This is a genomic window from Maritimibacter alexandrii, assembly GCF_005871115.1.
Lineage (GTDB): Bacteria > Pseudomonadota > Alphaproteobacteria > Rhodobacterales > Rhodobacteraceae > Maritimibacter > Maritimibacter alkaliphilus.
This window is the reverse complement of record NZ_SWKQ01000009.1, coordinates 662,096-679,390: the sequence shown is the minus strand read 5'-3', so window position 1 is coordinate 679,390 and position 17,295 is coordinate 662,096. Positions and strand designations below refer to the sequence as shown.

Sequence of the window (17,295 nt, the reverse complement as noted above, 5' to 3'; positions counted from 1 at the left end):
TCAGCGGTCTGCCAGATCCTCTACCAGTTCGAAGTGCTCGAAGAGCAGCATCATGTTCTCGTCGAACCCGCCGTTGCGGGTGAAATAGGCCTCGTGGTCGCGCCGCCAGCCTGCGAGGTCGTCATTCTCGCCCTCGGCCAGCGCCATCTCTTCGGTCACGTCCTTGAACGCCACCTCGTCCACGCGGGTTGTGCGGATCACGAGGGCGGGGGTGCCGTCCCAGTTCATCGCGATGTCGCAGCGGCCCACCTTGGGGCGGGCATCCGGGTCGCCGTCGAATTCCGACAGCCGCTCACATGTTGCGGTCTTTTCCCCCGCGCGCACGAGGGCGAGCAGGTCCGCGCAAAGCTTCGGATTGTCCCCGAAGGTGAAGTTGCCCGCACCGGGATAGGTCTGGTTCAGGTCTTCCATGTCGTCGGTCATGGTCACCCCTCGGCCCGTTCGGCCAGCGTTTCGTATTTGCCCATGCGGTAGAGCTTGATCTCGCGGATCAGGCGGATCGTCGGTTTTGCCGCGAAGCAGAACGAGCCGATCACGAAAAGCCACGTGGCGGCGTATTGCGTCGCGTCCGAGAAGAACAGGAACGACCCCACCACGAAACAGGCGGCGGCCACGAAATCGACGACCGTGTAGGCGATCTCATACTTCGCATAGAGGTCGCGCGCGGCCTCGGACTGCTGGCGGTTTTCGTGTCGGAAGAGGGGCATTCGTGTTTTCGTCCTCTCGTAGGGTGGGTGACAACCCACCGATGTCCGGGCAAGGCGGGTTCGCACCCGCCCTACGATTTCGATCTATCGCGACAAGCCCCCTCGCATCGTCGGCATGTCCAGCGCAGCAAAGCCGTAGTGGCGCAGCCAGCGCAGGTCGCTGTCGAAGAAGGCGCGCAGGTCGGGGATGCCGTATTTCAACATGGCGATCCGGTCGATGCCCATGCCGAAGGCGAAGCCCTGCCATTGGGTCGGGTCGACGCCCGCGGCTTCGAGCACCTTGGGGTGGACCATGCCGCTCCCGAGGATTTCCATCCAGTCGTCGCCCTGACCGACCTTGAGCTGGCCGCCCTCCCACGAGCAGCGCAGATCGACTTCCGCCGACGGCTCGGTGAACGGGAAGTGCGAGGCGCGGAAGCGCAGTTCCACCTCGTCCACCTCGAAATAGGCGCGGCAGAATTCCTCCAGCGTCCACTTGAGGTTCGCCATCGAGATGTCGCGGTCGATGGCGAGGCCTTCGACCTGGTGGAACATCGGCGTGTGGGTCTGATCGTAGTCCGAACGATAGACGCGGCCCGGCGCGATCACGCGGATCGGTGCGCCCTGCTTTTGCATCGCGCGGATCTGGACGGGGCTGGTGTGCGTGCGCAGCACATGCGGCGGGCGGTTGTCGCCCTCGGCCCGGTGCATGAAGAAGGTGTCGTGCTCCTGCCGCGCGGGGTGGTGCGGCGGGATGTTGAGCGCGTCGAAATTGTGGAAATCGTCCTCGATCTGCGGGCCTTCGGCGACGGCGAAGCCCATGTCGGCGAAGATCGTGGTCACTTCCTCGGTCACCTGACTGACCGGGTGGATCGTGCCGATGCGCCGGTCGCGGGCGGGCAGGGTGACGTCGAGCCATTCGCCCCGCAGACGCTCATCCAGCGCTGCATCTGCGAGAGCCGATTTCTTGGCGGCCAGGGCCGAGTTGATCTCGTCCTTCAGGGCGTTCAGCTTCGGCCCCTGCGCCTGACGCTCTTCGGGCGTCATCTTGCCAAGCTCGCGCATGGCCAGCGCCACTTCGCCCTTCTTGCCGACGGCCTGAAGTCGGATGTCTTCGAGCGTCGCTTCGTCGGCGGCCCCGGCCACCAGTTCCAGATATTTCTGCCTCAGATCGTCCATCCCGGACCCCCTTGGTTTCGGTCGCCCTTCTGCTAGCACAGGAGGGGGTGTTTGCAAGTGCTCCGGCCCCGGCTCACCAAGGCCCTTGGCCCCGCTTCGCCCGGACCCCGCGAAGACGAGCCAGAGGCTCGGATGAGCGGTGCCGGAAAGCAAAGAAGCCGCAGACCCCCTGCGAGGTCCGCGGCTTCCTGTGTTTTCAAATCCCTTGCGGGAAAAGCTTACGCGAGCGCGGCCTTCGCCTTATCGACGATGGCACCGAACGCATCCGGCTCGTTCACGGCGAGGTCGGCGAGAACCTTGCGGTCCACTTCGATCCCGGCGGTGGCGAGGCCGTTGATGAATTTCGAATAGGTCAGCGCCTCGTCATGCGCGCGCACGGCGGCGTTGATGCGCTGGATCCACAGCGAACGGAAGTTCCGTTTGCGGTTCTTGCGGTCGCGTGTGGCGTACTGGTTCGCCTTGTCGACGGCCTGCGTGGCGGTCTTGAAGTTGGTCGAGCGGCGGCCGTAGTAGCCTTTCGCGGCGTCGAGCACCTTCTTGTGGCGGGCGTGGGTCGTGGTTCCACCTTTGACTCGGGACATGGTCGTGCCTCCTCTTAGCGGTCGTAGGGCATCATCGACTTGACGATTTTCGCGTCAGGAGCCGACATGACAGTTGTCCCGCGTGCGTCGCGGATGAATTTCTTGTGGCGTTTGATCATGCCGTGGCGTTTGCCGGCCTGACCGCTGATCACCTTGCCGGTGGCAGACACCTTGAACCGCTTTTTGCAGCTCGATTTGGTCTTCATCTTGGGCATTTGCGTCTCCGTATATCTTTGACGTGACACGCGACTCGGCATGCCTCTCGAGCCGGCCGCGCTTGGAAATGCGGCGTATACGGGGGTTGGCCCCATCTGGCAAGGGGGATCAGAAGAAATAGTGGCCGATCACGTTGACGAAGGCCTCGGGCACGTCGGCAAGGCTGTAGCCGCCCGGTTTCTGCGTGATCGCATATCCGATCAATCCCCCGCCCACAACGATCAGCAGGGCCGAGACGCGGGGCGGGCGCCGGTCGATCCATGCGCCCATGCCGGACGGAATGGCGAGGGCGAGGATGATGACGCCGATCACCATGTAGAGGTCAAAGGGCATCGCGCACCCGGCCGCTGAAGTCTGAGAACATGGTCTCAGTTATTCAGGGTCGGTGGCGAAAATCAATCTTTCGGCGCAGGGGGCGACGCGCAGGATGTTGGTGGTGCCGGGCACGTTGAACGGCACGCCGGCGGTCACGACGATCTGGTCGTCCTCGGTCGCGATGCCCGAGGTGCGCGCCGCGCGGGCCGCCGCGACGACCGCCATCTTGAACCGGTCGATCCGCCCGGTCATGAAGCTCTGAACGCCCCACGACAGGCACAGGCGACGCGCCGTTCCGGTCAGCGGCGTGAGCGCGATGATCGGCACATGGGGCCGTTCGCGCGCGACCAGCAGCGCCGTGGTCCCGGATTGCGTGAAACAGGCGATGACCTTGATCTCGGTCGCTTCGGCGATCTCGCGGGCCGCCGAGACGATCCCGTCGGCGATGGTCGTGCGCTCCACGGTGCGCGAGCGGTCGATCACGTCGCGATAGGTCGGGTCGCTCTCCACCTCGACGGCCACGTTGTTCATCGTCGCCACCGCTTCGCGGGGGTAGTTCCCGGCGGCGGATTCCGCCGAAAGCATGATCGCGTCGGCGCCTTCGTAGATGGCGTTGGCGACATCCGACACCTCGGCGCGGGTCGGCACCGGGCTTTCGATCATCGATTCCATCATCTGCGTCGCGACGATCACAGGCTTCGCGGCGCGGCGGCAGGCATGGACGAGGCGCTTCTGAATCGGCGGCACGTTCTGGACGGGCAGTTCCACACCCAGATCGCCACGGGCGACCATGATTCCGTCCGAGGCGTCGAGGATGGCGTCGAAATCACGCACGGCGGAGGGCTTTTCGATCTTCGACAGAACCGCAGCGCGTCCCTGTGCAAGGGCGCGGGCCTCTTCCACGTCGGCGGCACGCTGCACGAAGGACAGGGCAAGCCAGTCGACGCCCAACTGGCAGGCGAATTCGAGGTCTTCCTTGTCCTTGGGCGACAGCGCCGCGAGGGGGAGCACGACGTCCGGCACGTTCACGCCCTTGCGGTCCGAGATCGTGCCGCCCACGATGACCTCGCAATTGGCGAAGTCGTCGCCGCATTCCTTGACCTTCAGGCGCATCTTGCCGTCGTTGACCAGCAGGGTCGATCCGACTTCCAACGCCTGAAAAATCTCCTTGTGGGGGAGGCAGACGCGATGGTTGTTGCCTGGCGCAGGATCGAGGTCGAAGCGGAACATGTCGCCCTCTTCGATATCCGCGGCTTCCGCGATGAACGTGCCGCAGCGCAGTTTCGGCCCCTGAAGGTCGGCGAGAATCGCGATCGGTCGCCCGGTTTCCTTCTCGACCTCGCGGATCGCGGCATGGCGTGCGCGGTGCTCGTCATGCGAGCCGTGGGACATATTGAGGCGGAAGACGTCCGCCCCCGCGTCGGACAGTGCGCGGATCATCTCGCGGGTGGAGGATGCGGGTCCGAGCGTCGCGACGATCTTGGTATTGCGGGAGCGTGTCATTGTGCCTCGTCTGTTTGCGGTAACAGTCGCATCGTCTGTATCCGGTGCCTTTGCCTATCGCAACGGCAACTGCTGAAATCGCGGGCAAAAAGCGGGCCTTTTGCTTTGCTTGCGTCTCCGCTACGCAGGTTTGGCGAAAATCACGACAGGCGCATGACGTATCACCCGTTTCACACCTTCGGCGAGGACCGGCCCGGCCGCTGGCTCGTCACCTGCGACCACGCGACGAACACCGTGCCCGCCGAGGTGGCGGGCGGCGACCTTGGCCTGCCGCCCGAGGATATGGCACGCCATATCGCGTATGATCCCGGCGCGGCGGGGGTGAGCCTCGCGCTGGCGGAACTTCTGGACAGCCCCTGCATCTGCTCGAACTTTTCCCGTCTCGTGATCGACCCGAACCGGGGCGAGGACGACCCGACGCTTCTGATGAAGCTTTATGACGGCTCGATCATCCCGGCCAATCGTCACGCGGGGCAGGCCGAGAAAGAGCGTCGGCTGAACCTGTGCTACCGCCCGTATCATCAGGAGGTCGCGCGGCTGGCCGCGCGGCAGGACGATACGATCTATGTCGCGATCCATTCCTTCACGCGTCAGCTTCGTGGCCGCGATCCGCGCCCGTGGCACATCGGCGTGCTCTATGCGCAAGACGAACGCTTTTCGGCCCCTCTGATCGAGCGATTGCACCGGGAAACCGATCTCGTCGTCGGCGCGAACGAGCCCTATGGCGGCCATCTGGACGGCGACAGCGTGGACCGGCACGCGACCCTTCATGGCCGTGCGAACGTGCTGATCGAAGTGCGCAACGACCTGATCGAGACCGACCAGCAGCAATACGACTGGGCCGCACGGCTTGCCCCGATCCTTGAAGAGGTGCGGGCGAAGGCCGATCTTTGAGACATGATGGAGGACCGAATGGACGACCAGACCCGTATCGAACTTGAAGCCGCCGCGTTCCGCCGCCTGCGCCAGCACTTGATGGAGGATCGGCCCGATGTGCAGAACATCGACCTGATGAACCTCGCCGGGTTCTGCCGCAACTGCCTGTCGCGCTGGTATCAGGAAGCCGCGAACGAACGCGGGATCGACATGTCGAAAGACGAGGGGCGCGAGATTTTCTACGGCATGCCGTATGACGACTGGAAGGCCGGAAACCAGACCGAGGCGGGGCCGGATAAACAGGCCGCCTTCGAGAAGGCTTTCAAAGAGAACGTCACCGACAAGTCCTGATCCTTTTTGCACAGAAACTGTGAGAACATCACGGGTTCTGTGCGCAATCGGGTGGGCTTATCTAGGTCGAAACGATCGGAGTTATCGCCATGGCACGTATGCCCACCTATTTCATCTCACACGGCGGCGGCCCCTGGCCGTGGATCGAAGATATGCGCCGCAATTTCTCGGTGCTTGAGAAAAGCCTCGCCGCCATGCCGGACGAGCTGCCGGAAACGCCGAAAGCGGTTCTGATGATCTCGGGCCACTGGGAAGCGGGCGAAGTGCGCGTCATGCACTCCGACAAACCCGGCATGGAATACGACTATTTCGGGTTTCCGCCGCACACGTATGACGTGGTCTACCCCGCGCCCGGTGCGCCGGAGATCGCCGAGAAGGTCAAGTCACTGCTCGATGGGGCGGGGATCGACGCCGTGCTCGACGACACGCAAGGGTTCGACCACGGCACATTCGTTCCGGCCTATATCATGTATCCCGAGGCCAAGGTGCCGGTGTTTCAGGTCTCGATGCTGAAGGGATACGACCCCGAAGCGCATTTCAGGATCGGCCGCGCCCTTGCCCCGCTGCGTGACGAGGGGGTGCTGATCGTCGGATCGGGCCTGAGCTATCACAACCTGCGCCGGTTCGGACCGCAGGCCGAGGTGCCGTCGAAGGCCTTCGACGATTGGCTGGCGGACGCGTTGGGGCAAGCGCCCGAAAAGCGGACCGAGGCATTGATCCACTGGGAAGATGCGCCCTACGCCCGGATCTGTCATGCGCAGGAAGATCACCTTGTGCCGCTCTTCTCCGCGCTGGGGGCGGCCGAGGACGGGACGGCCACGCGCGTCTACCACGAAGACGGGATCTTTGGCGGCGTCACGGCGTCGAGTTGGCGCTTCGACTGACCGACCCTAAGAACTGAGACGAAAACGCCCGGCCAATGACCGGGCGTTTTTCTTGGAACAGGCGGGTTCAGTAGACGTCGCCGTCCTTCACCTTTTTGGAAAAAGCCGTGGCGCCGCCGTCGGCGAGCACGCGGGCCTGTTCGACCCAGCCGTCGCGGGTCACGCGGCCCTTGAACCCTTCGAGGTTGTCGTCGACCCATGACACTTCCGCCGGTGTCCACGCCGCGATCTGGTCGAAATGATAAAAGCCGAGCTTGTTCACCAGCGTTTCGAGCTTCGGCCCGATGCCCTTGATCTGCTTCAGGTCGTCCGCCCCGCCTTCGCGCGGCCCGTCGATGGTCGCTGGCTTGACGGCGGCAATCGGTGCCTGCGGCTGGTCCGGTTCGCGGGTGGGCACGACGGTCGGACCGCTGGTGCCGGACTCACTCCGCTCGAGCGACGCGACCTTGTCTTGCAGGCGCGCGATCTCGGCGGCCTGATCGGTGCCCGCCTCGCGGCAGGTGGCGAGTTCGGCACGCAAAACCTCGACCTCGCCGACCGCCGCAGTCGGCACCTTGCGGCGACCCCACACGATCCATCCGACGATCAGGCCCAGAATGGCGGCGAGCACCAAGAGCACGACCATTTCGGTGATGAGAAAACCCCAGTTCTCGAACATTCGCCCCTCCTACTTGGGCCATTCGAAGGTCGTGCGCCGATTGGCAGCGCGTCCTTCTTCCGTATCGTTGTCGGCGATCGGCTCGGTCTCGCCGAACCCAAGCGCCTGCATGCGTCCAGCGGGCACGCCACGCGCGACAAGGGCATCGCGCACGGCATTCGCCCGCGCGACCGACAGCCGGTAATTCTCGTTGTCGTTGCCCTGGCTGTCGGTGTGCCCGCCGATCGTGACCCGCATTCCGATCTTGTCAGTGCAATGCAGAAGCAGCCCCGCCATGTCGTTGATGATGCTCATGGACGCTGTGTCGAGCTCGGACGATCCCGTGACGAACTGGATCTGACGCCCCGCCTGCACCTGCGCCGCGGCATCGTTGCACGCCTGCTTGGAAATCTCGAAGTCGTAGACCGGAAGCCAGTATCCTGCCGAGGCCACCTGATCCGCCCCGGTCGCACGGTTGGTGCGCGTCACCCAGTCGTCCGGCGCGTCGCCGGCGGTGATCTCGATTCTGGCGTCGTCCCCAAGGGCGGCGCGAAGCTCCGACGTGACATAGCCGGGATCGAGACCCGGCGAGGCGACGCCGGTCGCGATGATCTGGCCCCCCTCGTCGCGCAACGACAGACGTTCAAGGTCGGGCAGAAGGCCGGGAAGGTCGGACAGCCGCTCGGGGAGCGCGGCATCCATGCCGAAGGTGGTGGTGGTGTCACCCGCGATATCGGTAAATCCGAGCGCCTCGGCCATGGCGGGTGCATCGAAGTTTTCGGGCACGGTTCCGAAGGCCGAAAGACCTTCGCCTGCGTCGTAGATCAGTTCGAACGACACGACGCCGGTGTCGAGTACGTCGACCGAGACGACCCGGTCGATCCCTTCGGGCAGGGCGTTCAACGCGGTGGTGGCGGCCTTCGCCTCGCGCGGGGTGGCGGCGGTGCCCGACAGGATCGCGGTCATGCCGGTCAGCGCGAAACTGCCCTCGTCAAGCGGCCCCAGCGCGTCGACGCCCGCGCCCACGATCTCGGTCCAGCCTTCGGGCGCTCCCGAGGCGAGGGGCAGGTCCATCGCACCCGTCGCGCCATGTCCTGCCGCGACTTCGGCCTGCGCCGCGCTGGGCGCCGTGCCGGTCAGGGACAGCGAGCCGTCGATCCCCTTGGCTAAGGCGGTTTCATACGGGTCGGCCACGGGAAGGACATCGACATCGTCCGAGCGCACCACGCGCCGCCCTTCGACCGCGTCGAGCGAGGCGACGATGTCGATCAACTCATCCTCGGTATCTGCCGTTCCGGTCAGCGTGATGTCGCGGCCCGACACCTCGACCCGCATCGGGTGTATCGCACCCGTCACGACACCTTTCGCGGCAACTTCGACCTCGTCTTCGATGGTCCGTGCCTGATGGCTGCTGCCCCACCATGCCAACCCGGCGATACCGGCCACGAACAGGACCAGACCCAGCAATATCCGCATTTCATTCCCCCGTTCGGGTGTTTTCCCCCGGTGTGGCACCACAAGGCCGCATGCGGCCCAATGGTTCAAGGAAAAACAGGGTCAGATCGCGGCGTTGCGGCTTTCTTCGAGGTAGATTTCGCGCAGGCGGGCGGCCACGGGGCCGGGTCTGCCGGTGCCCACGGTCGCGCCGTCTACTTCCACCACGGGCATGACGAAGGTCGAGGCCGAGGTGATGAACGCCTCGTCCGCATCCTGCGCTTCTTCGATGGTGAAGGGCCGTTCTTCAACCTTCATCTGGGCTTCGGCGGCAAAGCGCAGCACGGCGGCGCGGGTGATCCCGTGCAGAATGTCCGTGGACAACTGCCGCGTGATGATCGTGCCGTTCTTGACGATATAGGCGTTGTTCGACGTGCCTTCGGTCACCGCGCCGTCTTCGACCATCCAGGCATCATCCACGCCCGCCTTCTTCGCCATCATCTTGCCCATCGACGGGTAAAGAAGCTGAACGGTCTTGATGTCGCGCCGGCCCCAGCGAATGTCCTCGATCGAAATGACCTTGATGCCCTGTTTGGCCACCGGGCTGTCGGCCAGCCCCGGCTTGTTCTGAGTGAACAGCACGACGGTCAGCGGCGTGTCTTCGGGTGGGAAGGCGAAGTCGCGGTCGCCCGGTGCGCCGCGCGTGACCTGCAAATAGATCATCCCCTCGTCGATACCGTTCTTGGCGACCAGTTCGCGGTGAATGGCGAGCAGATCGTCGGCACTCATCGGCATGGCCATATCGAGTTCGCTCAACGACCGTTCCAGCCGCTTGGCGTGACCGTCGAAGTCGATCAGTTTGCCGCCCAGAACGCTCGTCACCTCGTAGACGCCATCGGCCATCAGGAACCCACGGTCGAAGATCGAAACCTTGGCCTCTTCTTCCGGCACGTAGTCCCCGTTCACGTAAACGATGCGGCTCATGGCTGTCTCCTAACCCCAGAGGCCGGGGGTGGGCGGGTGCACACCGGCCTCGTCGAATTTCAACGGTTCGTCGCGGTCTTGGGCGAGAAGCAGCGGGCCGTCAAGGTCCGTCACCATCGCGCCCTGCGCCACGAGCGTCGCGGGGGCCATGGCGAGCGAGGTGCCGACCATGCACCCGACCATGATCCGGTAGCCATCGGCGAGAGCGGCCTCGCGCAGCCGCAGCGCCTCGGTCAGGCCGCCGGTCTTGTCGAGCTTGATGTTGATGACGTCGTATTTTCCCTTGAGCGCGGCCAGCGTCGAACTGTCGTGGCAGGACTCGTCGGCGCAGACGGGCAGGGGGCGCGCGATCTCGGCCAGCATGTCGTCCTCGCCCGCGGGGAGGGGCTGTTCCACCAGCGCGACGCCAAGGCGCACCATGTGGGGCGCGAGATCGGAATAGACCTCGGCACTCCAGCCCTCGTTCGCGTCCACGATGATCCGCGACTTGGGTGCGCCGCGCCGCACGGCTTCGAGTCGCGCCATGTCGTCGGCGGTGCCGAGCTTAATTTTCAGGAGCGGCCGATGCGCGTGCTTGCGTGCGGCCGCTTCCATCGCGTCCGGTTCGCCGAGCGACAGGGTATAGGCGGTGATCTCCGGTCCCGGCTTGGGCAGGCCCGCCAAGTCCCACACCCGCTGGCCAGCGCGCTTGGCCTTCAGATCCCACAGGGCGCAGTCCACGGCGTTGCGGGCGGCCCCGGCAGGCAGAAGCGTCTGCAACGCGGTTCGGTCGAAATCCTCCGGCAACCCCTCGACCTCGGCGCTGACGCTCGCGATGGTCTCATTGTAGCGCGCATAGGGCACGCATTCGCCCCAGCCCTCGGCGCGGCCATCCGACACGCGCACCGTCACGACCTCGGCCGCCGTCTTGGAGCCGCGCGAGATGGTGAACACCTCGGCCAGTGGGAAACTTTCGGACGTCACCGACAGGCGCATCGCGTCCTCCTTCTCTGTTTCCGGAAACCTCGGGGGTGCGGGGGCAGCGCCCCCGCCTTGGTCCGGGGCATCAGCCCCGGAAACTAACCCATCGCCGCCAGCGCATCCACCAGCTTGGCCGATCCGAAGCGGTAGGGGTCGGTCGCAGGCAGGCCCAGACGCTCTTCGACCTCGGCAAGGTATGCCTTGGCCTCGTCCTCGCCCATGTGCTGCGTGTTGACCGAGATGCCGACGACTTCGCAGGCCGGGTTGCCCACGCGGGCCAGCGGCAGGGCGGTGTCGCGCAGGGTTTCCAGCGACGGGGGCTGATAGCCGGGCAGGCCGCGCATGTGATCGCGCGTCGGCTCATGGCACAGGATCAGCGCATCGGGTTGTCCCCCGTGGATCAGCGCCATGGTCACGCCCGAGTAACTGACATGGAACAGCGACCCCTGACCTTCGATCAGGTCCCAGTGGTCGTCATCGTTGTCGGGCGTCAGCCATTCGATCGACCCGGCCATGAAATCCGCGATCACGGCGTCGAGCGGCACGCCGTCGCCGGTGATGAGGATGCCCGTCTGGCCCGTGGCGCGGAAGGTCGATTTCATGCCGCGCTCGCGCATCTCGGCATCCATCGCCATGGCGGTGTACATCTTGCCGACCGAGCAATCCGTCCCGACGGCGAGGCAGCGTTTGCCGCTGCGCTTCTCGCCGTTCGCGATGGGGTATTTGACCGACGGCACGCGCACGTCGTGCAGGGTCTGCCCGGTCGCCTTGGCAACGGCCACGAGGTCTTCCTCGTCGCGCAGCAGGTTGTGAAGCCCGCTCGCCAGATCGAAGCCTTCCTCGAGCGCGGCGATCAGGACTTTTTTCCAAGCCTGACTGATGACGCCACCCCGGTTCGCGACGCCAATGACGAGTGTCTTGGCGCCAGCTTCCTTGGCTTCGGCAAGTGTCATGTCGGGCAATTTCATGTCGGCCTTGCATCCGTCCATGCGGAATTGACCGACGGCGTTCTCGGGGCGCCAGTCCTTGATGCCCTGCGCCACTTTCGCGGCAAGGGGGTCGGGCGCATCGCCGAGGAATAGAAGATATGGTGTCTGGATCATGTGTCACTAACTCATGAGTGTCGCGTTTGATCCCAGATTGGCATGCTGCGTCTGCGAAATGCTCCCGATTCTTGCGTCAGTCGTGTCGTGATTGGGAGAAAACATGGATATGGCGCAAATCTTGCGCAGAATATCCCGCAGATCGCCCGATCAATCGTCGAAGGAGCGCACAAGGGAGTTGCAACGCCCAAGTTCGATTCTGCTGTCTTTGACACTCAGTTGGTTCGCAGCTCCTGCCTGCCTCTGCCTGACCGAGCGAAATCTGCAAAGGATCGAACTCCGGGTAGATCTAAAATGCTGCGGGTGCGAAAAACATGGTTGAAGGCTGCTGCGCAATAATCTAACCGGAAAGGCGACAAAAACGAAACGACGTTGCGAGGCCTCATGTCCTTCCGTATCCAACCCGCCGCTCCCGCCCGCCCGAACCGCTGTCAGCTCTTCGGCCCCGGCTCGAACACCAAGCTGTTTGCGAAGATGGCCGCGTCGGACGCGGATGTCATCAACCTCGACCTCGAGGATTCGGTGTCGCCGTCCGACAAGGATACCGCGCGCGCCAATGTGATCGAGGCGATCAACACGGTGGATTGGGGCAAGAAAACCCTGTCGGTGCGGATCAACGGGCTCGACACTCCGTATTGGTATCGCGACGTGGTCGATGTGCTGGAACAGGCGGGCGACCGTCTTGACCAGATCATGATCCCCAAGGTGGGCTGCGCGGGCGACATCTACGCGGTCGATGCGCTCGTCACGGCAATCGAACGTGCGAAGGGTCGCGAAAAGCCCATCGACTTCGAGGTCATCATCGAAAGCGCCGCCGGCATCGCCCATGTGGAAGAAATCGCTGCGGCCTCCCCCCGCCTCGTCGCGATGTCGCTGGGCGCTGCGGATTTCGCCGCCTCGATGGGTATGGCCACGACCGGGATCGGTGGCACGCAAGAGAACTACTACATGCTGCATGAGGGCCAGAAGCACTGGTCCGATCCGTGGCATTGGGCACAGGCGGCCATCGTCGCGGCCTGCCGGACGCACGGGCTTTTGCCGGTCGATGGACCGTTCGGCGATTTCTCCGACGATGACGGTTACATCGCACAGGCCCTTCGGTCCGCAACCCTCGGCATGGTCGGAAAATGGGCGATCCACCCCAAACAGATCGCGCTGGCGAACAAGGTTTTCACCCCGTCCGACGCGGCGGTGGCGGAAGCGCGCGAAATCCTCGCCGCGATGGAAGAGGCCAAGCGCACCGGCGCCGGGGCGACCGTCTACAAGGGGCGCCTTGTCGATATCGCTTCGATCAAGCAGGCCGAAGTGATCGTCAAACAGTCGGAGCTGATTGCCGGGTCGTAACATGCAGGCACCCGCGATAGGGTGCTCACATGCGGATCCTGATCCTCACTTACGGCTCGCGCGGTGACGTCCAGCCCTTCGTGGCGCTCGGGCGGGCGCTCGTCGCACGCGGGCACGAGGTCACGCTTGGCACCGCGCGCAGGTTCGAGACGTTCGTGCGCGAGGCCGGATTGGGCTTCGCCCCGATGTCCGACGCCATGCTGAACCTTCTGGACACCGAAGCCGGGCGCGACATGATGGAATCGACCCAAGGCGTGCTCCAGTCGCTTAAATGGACGGTCATGCTGACACGCACGGTCGGACCGGCCCAGGCCGAACTGATCGGCGACAGCTGGGCGGCGGCCGAGGCGGTGGACCCGGACCTGATCGTTTTCCATCCCAAGACCTACGCCGGGCCTCACATCGCGGAAAAGCGCGGCATCCCTGCGGTCCTCGCGATGCTGGTGCCGATGATGGTGCCGACGGGCGAGCGGCCGAACGTCGGCTTTCCCGATACCGGCTGGCAATGGTGGAACAGGTTCTCCTATCGCTTCGTCAACCGGACCATGGCGTTTTCCGCCGGGCGGCACGTGCGCGAGATGCGGGCGGAGCGCGGGTTGCCGAAGCAGCGGCGTTTCGATCTGTTGCGCGACAGCCTTGGGCGGATGCTGCCGGTGTTGAACGCGGTCAGCCCGTCGGTTCTGCCAGCCCCGCGCGACTGGCCGGACGAGGCGGTGATGACGGGCTACTGGTTCACGGACCAGGGCGACTGGACGCCGCCAGACGACCTCGCCGCATTTCTGGAGGCCGGGCCGCCGCCGGTCTACGTCGGGTTCGGGTCGATGGCGGGCCGCTCGCCCGGGCGGCTGGCAAAGGCGGTGATCGAGGCGCTGACCCGGACCGGAATGCGCGGGATCATCGCGACTGGCTGGGGCGGGCTGAAACCGGCGGACCTGCCGGACACCATTCACAAGATCGAAGGTGCGCCGCACGACTGGCTGTTTCCCCGCATGGCGGCGATCGTGCACCACGGCGGCGCGGGCACGACGGCGGCAGCGATCCGGGCGGGCAAACCTCAGGTTGTCGTCCCGTTCTTCGGGGATCAGCCGTTCTGGGGCAAGATCATGGCCCAACACGGCGTCGCACCCGACCCCATCGCGCAAAAATCACTGACGGCGGACAATCTGGCCGAGGCCCTGCGCCGCGTGACAGGCGACCCTGCCATGGCGCAGGCCGCCGAGGCGCTTGGCGCGGCGGTGCGGCAGGAGGACGGTCTGAAACGTGCGGTCGAGGTGATCGAGGCCGCCTAGGCCGGTTTCACCGGCTGGCGCAGGATGGTCTTGAGCTTCTCCGGCGCGGTGCGCCCCGGGTTCGACAGGTAGACCTCGTGATGCGGCCCGGCGAAGGTGACGCCAGCTTCCGGCATCAGTTCGTCGTGCAGTTCCGCAAGCTTCGGGGCCTCGTCGGCGTAGGGGCCGATGTGGAGCATCTGAAAGCAATCGCCCTCATCGATGATCTCGAGCCGGACCTCGTTACGGCGCGGGCCGGGTTTCGCAGACTTGCGGGCGGCGTCGAGAAAGGTCGCGTCGATGAAGTCCGGCATCCGTATCATGGCCTGCCATTCCCATTCATCCCGCCGACCTTGCACGAAAGCGGTCGGGTCCGCGGCCCACCACTGGGTCGACAGCGGTGGAATGGTGAAATCGCGCCCTTCGGCCTTGGCGGCGAATTTCATGGCATAGGCCAGCGGATAGAGCGCGGACATGGCTTCGGCATAGGCCGGGCCTTCGGGCGCGCCCTTGCCGGTGATCGCGAGGTAGGGAATGGGCGGCAGGGTCAGCCTTTGCCAAACACCGGGCTTGCCGCCGTAATAGGCTTTGTCCGACTTGCGGATTTCGAGTTTCGCGGTCATGCCGCCCTCCTGTGCCATGTGAGTGCCCGCGCGATGAGCGGGGCGAGCGCGTCGTTGTCGATGTCGGCGTCCTCCGCGAACAGGACGGCCCGGTTACCCTCGGTTTCGAACCGCCCGCCGGTCATGGCGCGAAAATCCGAAATCAGCGAGGTGCGGCAATGCGCATAAAGCGCGAAGCCGCCGGTCGCGGGGGTGCCGAGCCGCAGGGTCGAGCCATGCGGGGCGAGATAGGCGGGCTGCCCCCATCGCAGCGCCTCGGTCACGGGGCCGGCGCTGGTCGAGTCGGCCACCGCGAAGATCAGACCGCGCAGATTCAGAAGCCCCCGCCTCGCGCCCGCCGGGGCCGCATCGAACGCGGCCCGCACGTCGTCGGGCATCGGTGTCATAGGAGCGGCACGCCGATGAGCGTCACCAGATCGTCCGGGGCCGTGTCCATGGGGGTGTTGACGTAAAGCTCGAACGGAGGCGCCTCGCGCGGCATTTCACCCGCAGTCGCGAGCCACTCGCCGAACAGGTATTTATAGGCCTGCGCTAGACCCGTGTAGGGCCCGGTGTGGGTCAGGATGGCGTGCTTGCCGCCCTCCAGCCGGACTTCCCTGAGCGGCGGGGTGATCTCGGCGGTCTCGTCCATCTCGAACCCGGCGGCGGATCTCAGATCTTCGGCGGCTCCGTTTTCCGGGTCGTCGAAATAGATGCCGAGCATCGCGCCAAGATGCGGGCCAAGGCCGCGCGCCATGACCGTCGATCCGGCCTTTTCGAAGGCTTCGCCGATCTGGATATAGGGGCCTCGGTGGTCGATCACGCCAAGCCTGCGAGCCGGCTGATCTTCGATCTTTACGTCATACATCTGCGTCTCTCCTGATGTGCCAAGTCGCAGGGGAGGGACCGGCTGGGCATGCGCGCGAAACTCGGACGGGGTGCGCCCGAAGGCGTCGCGGAAACTGCGCGAAAAGCTGCGCGCGTTGTCGTAACCCATCTTCGCCGCCACGTCGGCCACCGGAGCATCCGACGACAACAGTTCCAGCCCGGCGCGGTGCAGGCGCACGCGGCGGATGAAATGGGCCACGGGTTCCCCGGTGACGGCGGTGAAGACCCGGTGGAAATGAAAGCGCGACAGCGCGGCCACATCCGCGAGCGTGTCGAGCGACAGGTCGCCGTCGAGATTGTCGTAGACGTAATCCAGAACCCGGAGCAGTCGTTTCTCGTAATCGTTCGCCATTCCGGCCGATCTCCCTTGCCCCGTCTTTTTGCCATCGGGCGAGGTCACAAATCTTGCCGAGTTGCAATTCGCCCCCGTGAAACCTTATATCGGCCCAAACTGTCCGGCGAGGCGCGCGTATGACCAAGAACTATCTCGACTTCGAAAAACCGCTCGCGGAAATCGAGGGGAAAGCCGAAGAGTTGCGCGCGATGGCGCGGGCCAACGAAGAGATGGATGTGAAGGGCGAGGCCGAGGCGCTCGACAAGAAGGCCGAGCAGATGCTCGTGGACCTCTACAAGAACCTCTCGCCCTGGCGGAAATGTCAGGTCGCGCGCCACCCGGAGCGGCCCCACTGCAAGGACTACATCGACGCGCTGTTCACCGAATACACGCCGCTGGCGGGGGATCGGAACTTTGCCGACGACCACGCCGTCATGGGCGGGCTGGCCCGGATGGGCGACATTCCGGTGATGGTGATCGGGCACGAAAAGGGCCACGACACCAAGTCGCGCATCGAGCGTAACTTCGGCATGGCCCGGCCCGAAGGCTATCGCAAGGCGATCCGGCTCATGGACCTTGCCGACCGTTTCGGCCTGCCGGTGGTGTCGCTCGTCGACACGCCCGGTGCCTATCCGGGCAAGGGCGCCGAAGAACGCGGGCAGTCCGAAGCCATCGCGCGTTCGACCGAAAAATGCCTGTCGCTGAACGTGCCGCTGGTGTCGGTCATCATCGGCGAGGGCGGTTCCGGCGGGGCCGTGGCCTTCGCGACCGGCAACACCGTGATGATGCTGGAGCACTCGGTCTACTCGGTGATCTCGCCCGAGGGCTGCGCGTCGATCCTGTGGAAAGACGCCGAGAAGATGCGCGAGGCCGCCGAGGCGCTGCGCCTGACCGCGCAGGATCTCAAGAACCTCGGTGTGATCGACCGGATCATTTCCGAGCCGGTGGGCGGTGCGCATCGCGGTGTGGGTCAGACCATCGCGGCCGTGGGCCATGCCATCGAGGCGGAGCTGAAGGCGCTGGGCAAGAAAAAGCCGGGCGAGCTCAAGACCTCGCGGCGTGAAAAGTACCTCAAGATGGGGTCGCAGGGTCTGGCGGCCTGACGCCCGGCTCATCCGAGCCGCTGGCCCGTCTTCGCCCATGCTTGCCC

21 protein-coding genes are annotated in these 17,295 nt (G+C 65.0%); 6 read left to right on the top strand and 15 right to left on the bottom strand.

The features are described from left to right. The 7 genes from FCT00_RS04165 to pyk all read right to left on the bottom strand — a co-directional run bounded on the left by FCT00_RS04165 (position 1) and on the right by pyk (position 4,480). Positions 1-423 (bottom strand): ASCH domain-containing protein, encoded by a 423-nt coding sequence (locus FCT00_RS04165; RefSeq protein WP_138421956.1) that lies wholly within the window; start codon positions 421-423, stop codon positions 1-3. A gap of 2 nt (positions 424-425) precedes the next feature. Then, the gene (locus FCT00_RS04160) at positions 426-707 is read right to left on the bottom strand and encodes a YrhK family protein (protein WP_138421955.1); all 282 of its coding nucleotides are present in this window, start codon (positions 705-707) and stop codon (positions 426-428) included. Between the two features lie 84 nt (positions 708-791). Further along, positions 792-1,865, bottom strand: coding sequence for a phenylalanine--tRNA ligase subunit alpha (gene pheS / locus FCT00_RS04155; protein WP_138421954.1), 1,074 nt, complete (start codon positions 1,863-1,865; stop codon positions 792-794). A gap of 218 nt (positions 1,866-2,083) precedes the next feature. After that, positions 2,084-2,446: a 50S ribosomal protein L20 gene (gene rplT, locus FCT00_RS04150; protein WP_008333654.1), complete on the bottom strand. Its 363-nt coding sequence runs from the start codon at positions 2,444-2,446 to the stop codon at positions 2,084-2,086. Positions 2,447-2,460: 14 nt separating this feature from the next. Then, on the bottom strand, positions 2,461-2,661 hold the full coding sequence (gene rpmI, locus FCT00_RS04145; protein WP_008333655.1) for a 50S ribosomal protein L35: 201 nt from the start codon (positions 2,659-2,661) through the stop codon (positions 2,461-2,463). Between the two features lie 109 nt (positions 2,662-2,770). Beyond that, complete coding sequence (locus FCT00_RS04140) at positions 2,771-2,995, bottom strand: hypothetical protein (RefSeq protein WP_235888933.1); 225 nt, start codon at positions 2,993-2,995, stop codon at positions 2,771-2,773. A 39-nt stretch (positions 2,996-3,034) separates the two neighbouring features. Next, complete coding sequence (gene pyk / locus FCT00_RS04135) at positions 3,035-4,480, bottom strand: pyruvate kinase (RefSeq protein ID WP_008333657.1); 1,446 nt, start codon at positions 4,478-4,480, stop codon at positions 3,035-3,037. A gap of 153 nt (positions 4,481-4,633) precedes the next feature. Between pyk and FCT00_RS04130 the strand changes: the two genes are divergently transcribed. The 3 genes from FCT00_RS04130 (at position 4,634) to FCT00_RS04120 (ending at position 6,591) form a co-directional block, all read left to right on the top strand. Beyond that, positions 4,634-5,374: an N-formylglutamate amidohydrolase gene (locus FCT00_RS04130; RefSeq protein ID WP_138421953.1), complete on the top strand. Its 741-nt coding sequence runs from the start codon at positions 4,634-4,636 to the stop codon at positions 5,372-5,374. An 18-nt stretch (positions 5,375-5,392) separates the two neighbouring features. Then, entirely contained in the window at positions 5,393-5,707 is a 315-nt protein-coding gene (locus FCT00_RS04125) for a DUF1244 domain-containing protein (RefSeq protein ID WP_040885100.1), read from the top strand. Positions 5,708-5,796: 89 nt separating this feature from the next. After that, positions 5,797-6,591: a DODA-type extradiol aromatic ring-opening family dioxygenase gene (locus tag FCT00_RS04120; RefSeq protein WP_138421952.1), complete on the top strand. Its 795-nt coding sequence runs from the start codon at positions 5,797-5,799 to the stop codon at positions 6,589-6,591. 67 nt (positions 6,592-6,658) lie between these two features. Here the strand turns inward: FCT00_RS04120 and FCT00_RS04115 are convergent, their stop codons facing one another. The 5 genes from FCT00_RS04115 to dgcN form a co-directional block, all read right to left on the bottom strand. Continuing rightward, positions 6,659-7,249 carry a hypothetical protein gene (locus tag FCT00_RS04115; protein ID WP_171042878.1) on the bottom strand — a complete coding sequence of 197 codons (591 nt, stop codon included), beginning with the start codon at positions 7,247-7,249 and terminating at the stop codon, positions 6,659-6,661. Between the two features lie 9 nt (positions 7,250-7,258). After that, on the bottom strand, positions 7,259-8,704 hold the full coding sequence (locus FCT00_RS21785; protein ID WP_138421951.1) for an OmpA family protein: 1,446 nt from the start codon (positions 8,702-8,704) through the stop codon (positions 7,259-7,261). Between the two features lie 81 nt (positions 8,705-8,785). After that, positions 8,786-9,646 (bottom strand): D-amino-acid transaminase, encoded by an 861-nt coding sequence (locus tag FCT00_RS04105; RefSeq protein ID WP_138421950.1) that lies wholly within the window; start codon positions 9,644-9,646, stop codon positions 8,786-8,788. Positions 9,647-9,655: 9 nt separating this feature from the next. Beyond that, positions 9,656-10,621 (bottom strand): N-acetyl-D-Glu racemase DgcA, encoded by a 966-nt coding sequence (dgcA, locus tag FCT00_RS04100; protein WP_138421949.1) that lies wholly within the window; start codon positions 10,619-10,621, stop codon positions 9,656-9,658. 83 nt (positions 10,622-10,704) lie between these two features. Then, entirely contained in the window at positions 10,705-11,709 is a 1,005-nt protein-coding gene (dgcN, locus tag FCT00_RS04095) for an N-acetyltransferase DgcN (protein WP_008333686.1), read from the bottom strand. 384 nt (positions 11,710-12,093) lie between these two features. Between dgcN and FCT00_RS04090 the strand changes: the two genes are divergently transcribed. Beyond that, complete coding sequence (locus tag FCT00_RS04090) at positions 12,094-13,053, top strand: L-malyl-CoA/beta-methylmalyl-CoA lyase (RefSeq protein ID WP_138421948.1); 960 nt, start codon at positions 12,094-12,096, stop codon at positions 13,051-13,053. A 29-nt stretch (positions 13,054-13,082) separates the two neighbouring features. Next, positions 13,083-14,342, top strand: a complete 1,260-nt coding sequence (locus tag FCT00_RS04085; RefSeq protein WP_138421947.1) for a glycosyltransferase — start codon at positions 13,083-13,085, stop codon at positions 14,340-14,342. Here FCT00_RS04085 and FCT00_RS04080 read toward each other — a convergent pair. The 3 genes from FCT00_RS04080 to FCT00_RS04070 are packed head-to-tail and all read right to left on the bottom strand — an operon-like array spanning position 14,339 to position 16,163. Beyond that, the gene (locus FCT00_RS04080) at positions 14,339-14,944 is read right to left on the bottom strand and encodes a GyrI-like domain-containing protein (RefSeq protein WP_040885103.1); all 606 of its coding nucleotides are present in this window, start codon (positions 14,942-14,944) and stop codon (positions 14,339-14,341) included. The genes FCT00_RS04085 and FCT00_RS04080 overlap by 4 nt on opposite strands. Continuing rightward, entirely contained in the window at positions 14,941-15,321 is a 381-nt protein-coding gene (locus FCT00_RS04075; protein WP_235888932.1) for a DUF1801 domain-containing protein, read from the bottom strand. The genes FCT00_RS04080 and FCT00_RS04075 overlap by 4 nt, the downstream gene beginning before the upstream one ends. A gap of 5 nt (positions 15,322-15,326) precedes the next feature. After that, positions 15,327-16,163, bottom strand: coding sequence for an AraC family transcriptional regulator (locus tag FCT00_RS04070; protein ID WP_138421945.1), 837 nt, complete (start codon positions 16,161-16,163; stop codon positions 15,327-15,329). A gap of 119 nt (positions 16,164-16,282) precedes the next feature. On the opposite strand from FCT00_RS04070, the gene FCT00_RS04065 reads away from it, so the two are divergent. After that, the gene (locus tag FCT00_RS04065; RefSeq protein ID WP_008333694.1) at positions 16,283-17,248 is read left to right on the top strand and encodes an acetyl-CoA carboxylase carboxyltransferase subunit alpha; all 966 of its coding nucleotides are present in this window, start codon (positions 16,283-16,285) and stop codon (positions 17,246-17,248) included. The last annotated feature ends 47 nt before the right edge of the window (positions 17,249-17,295 follow it).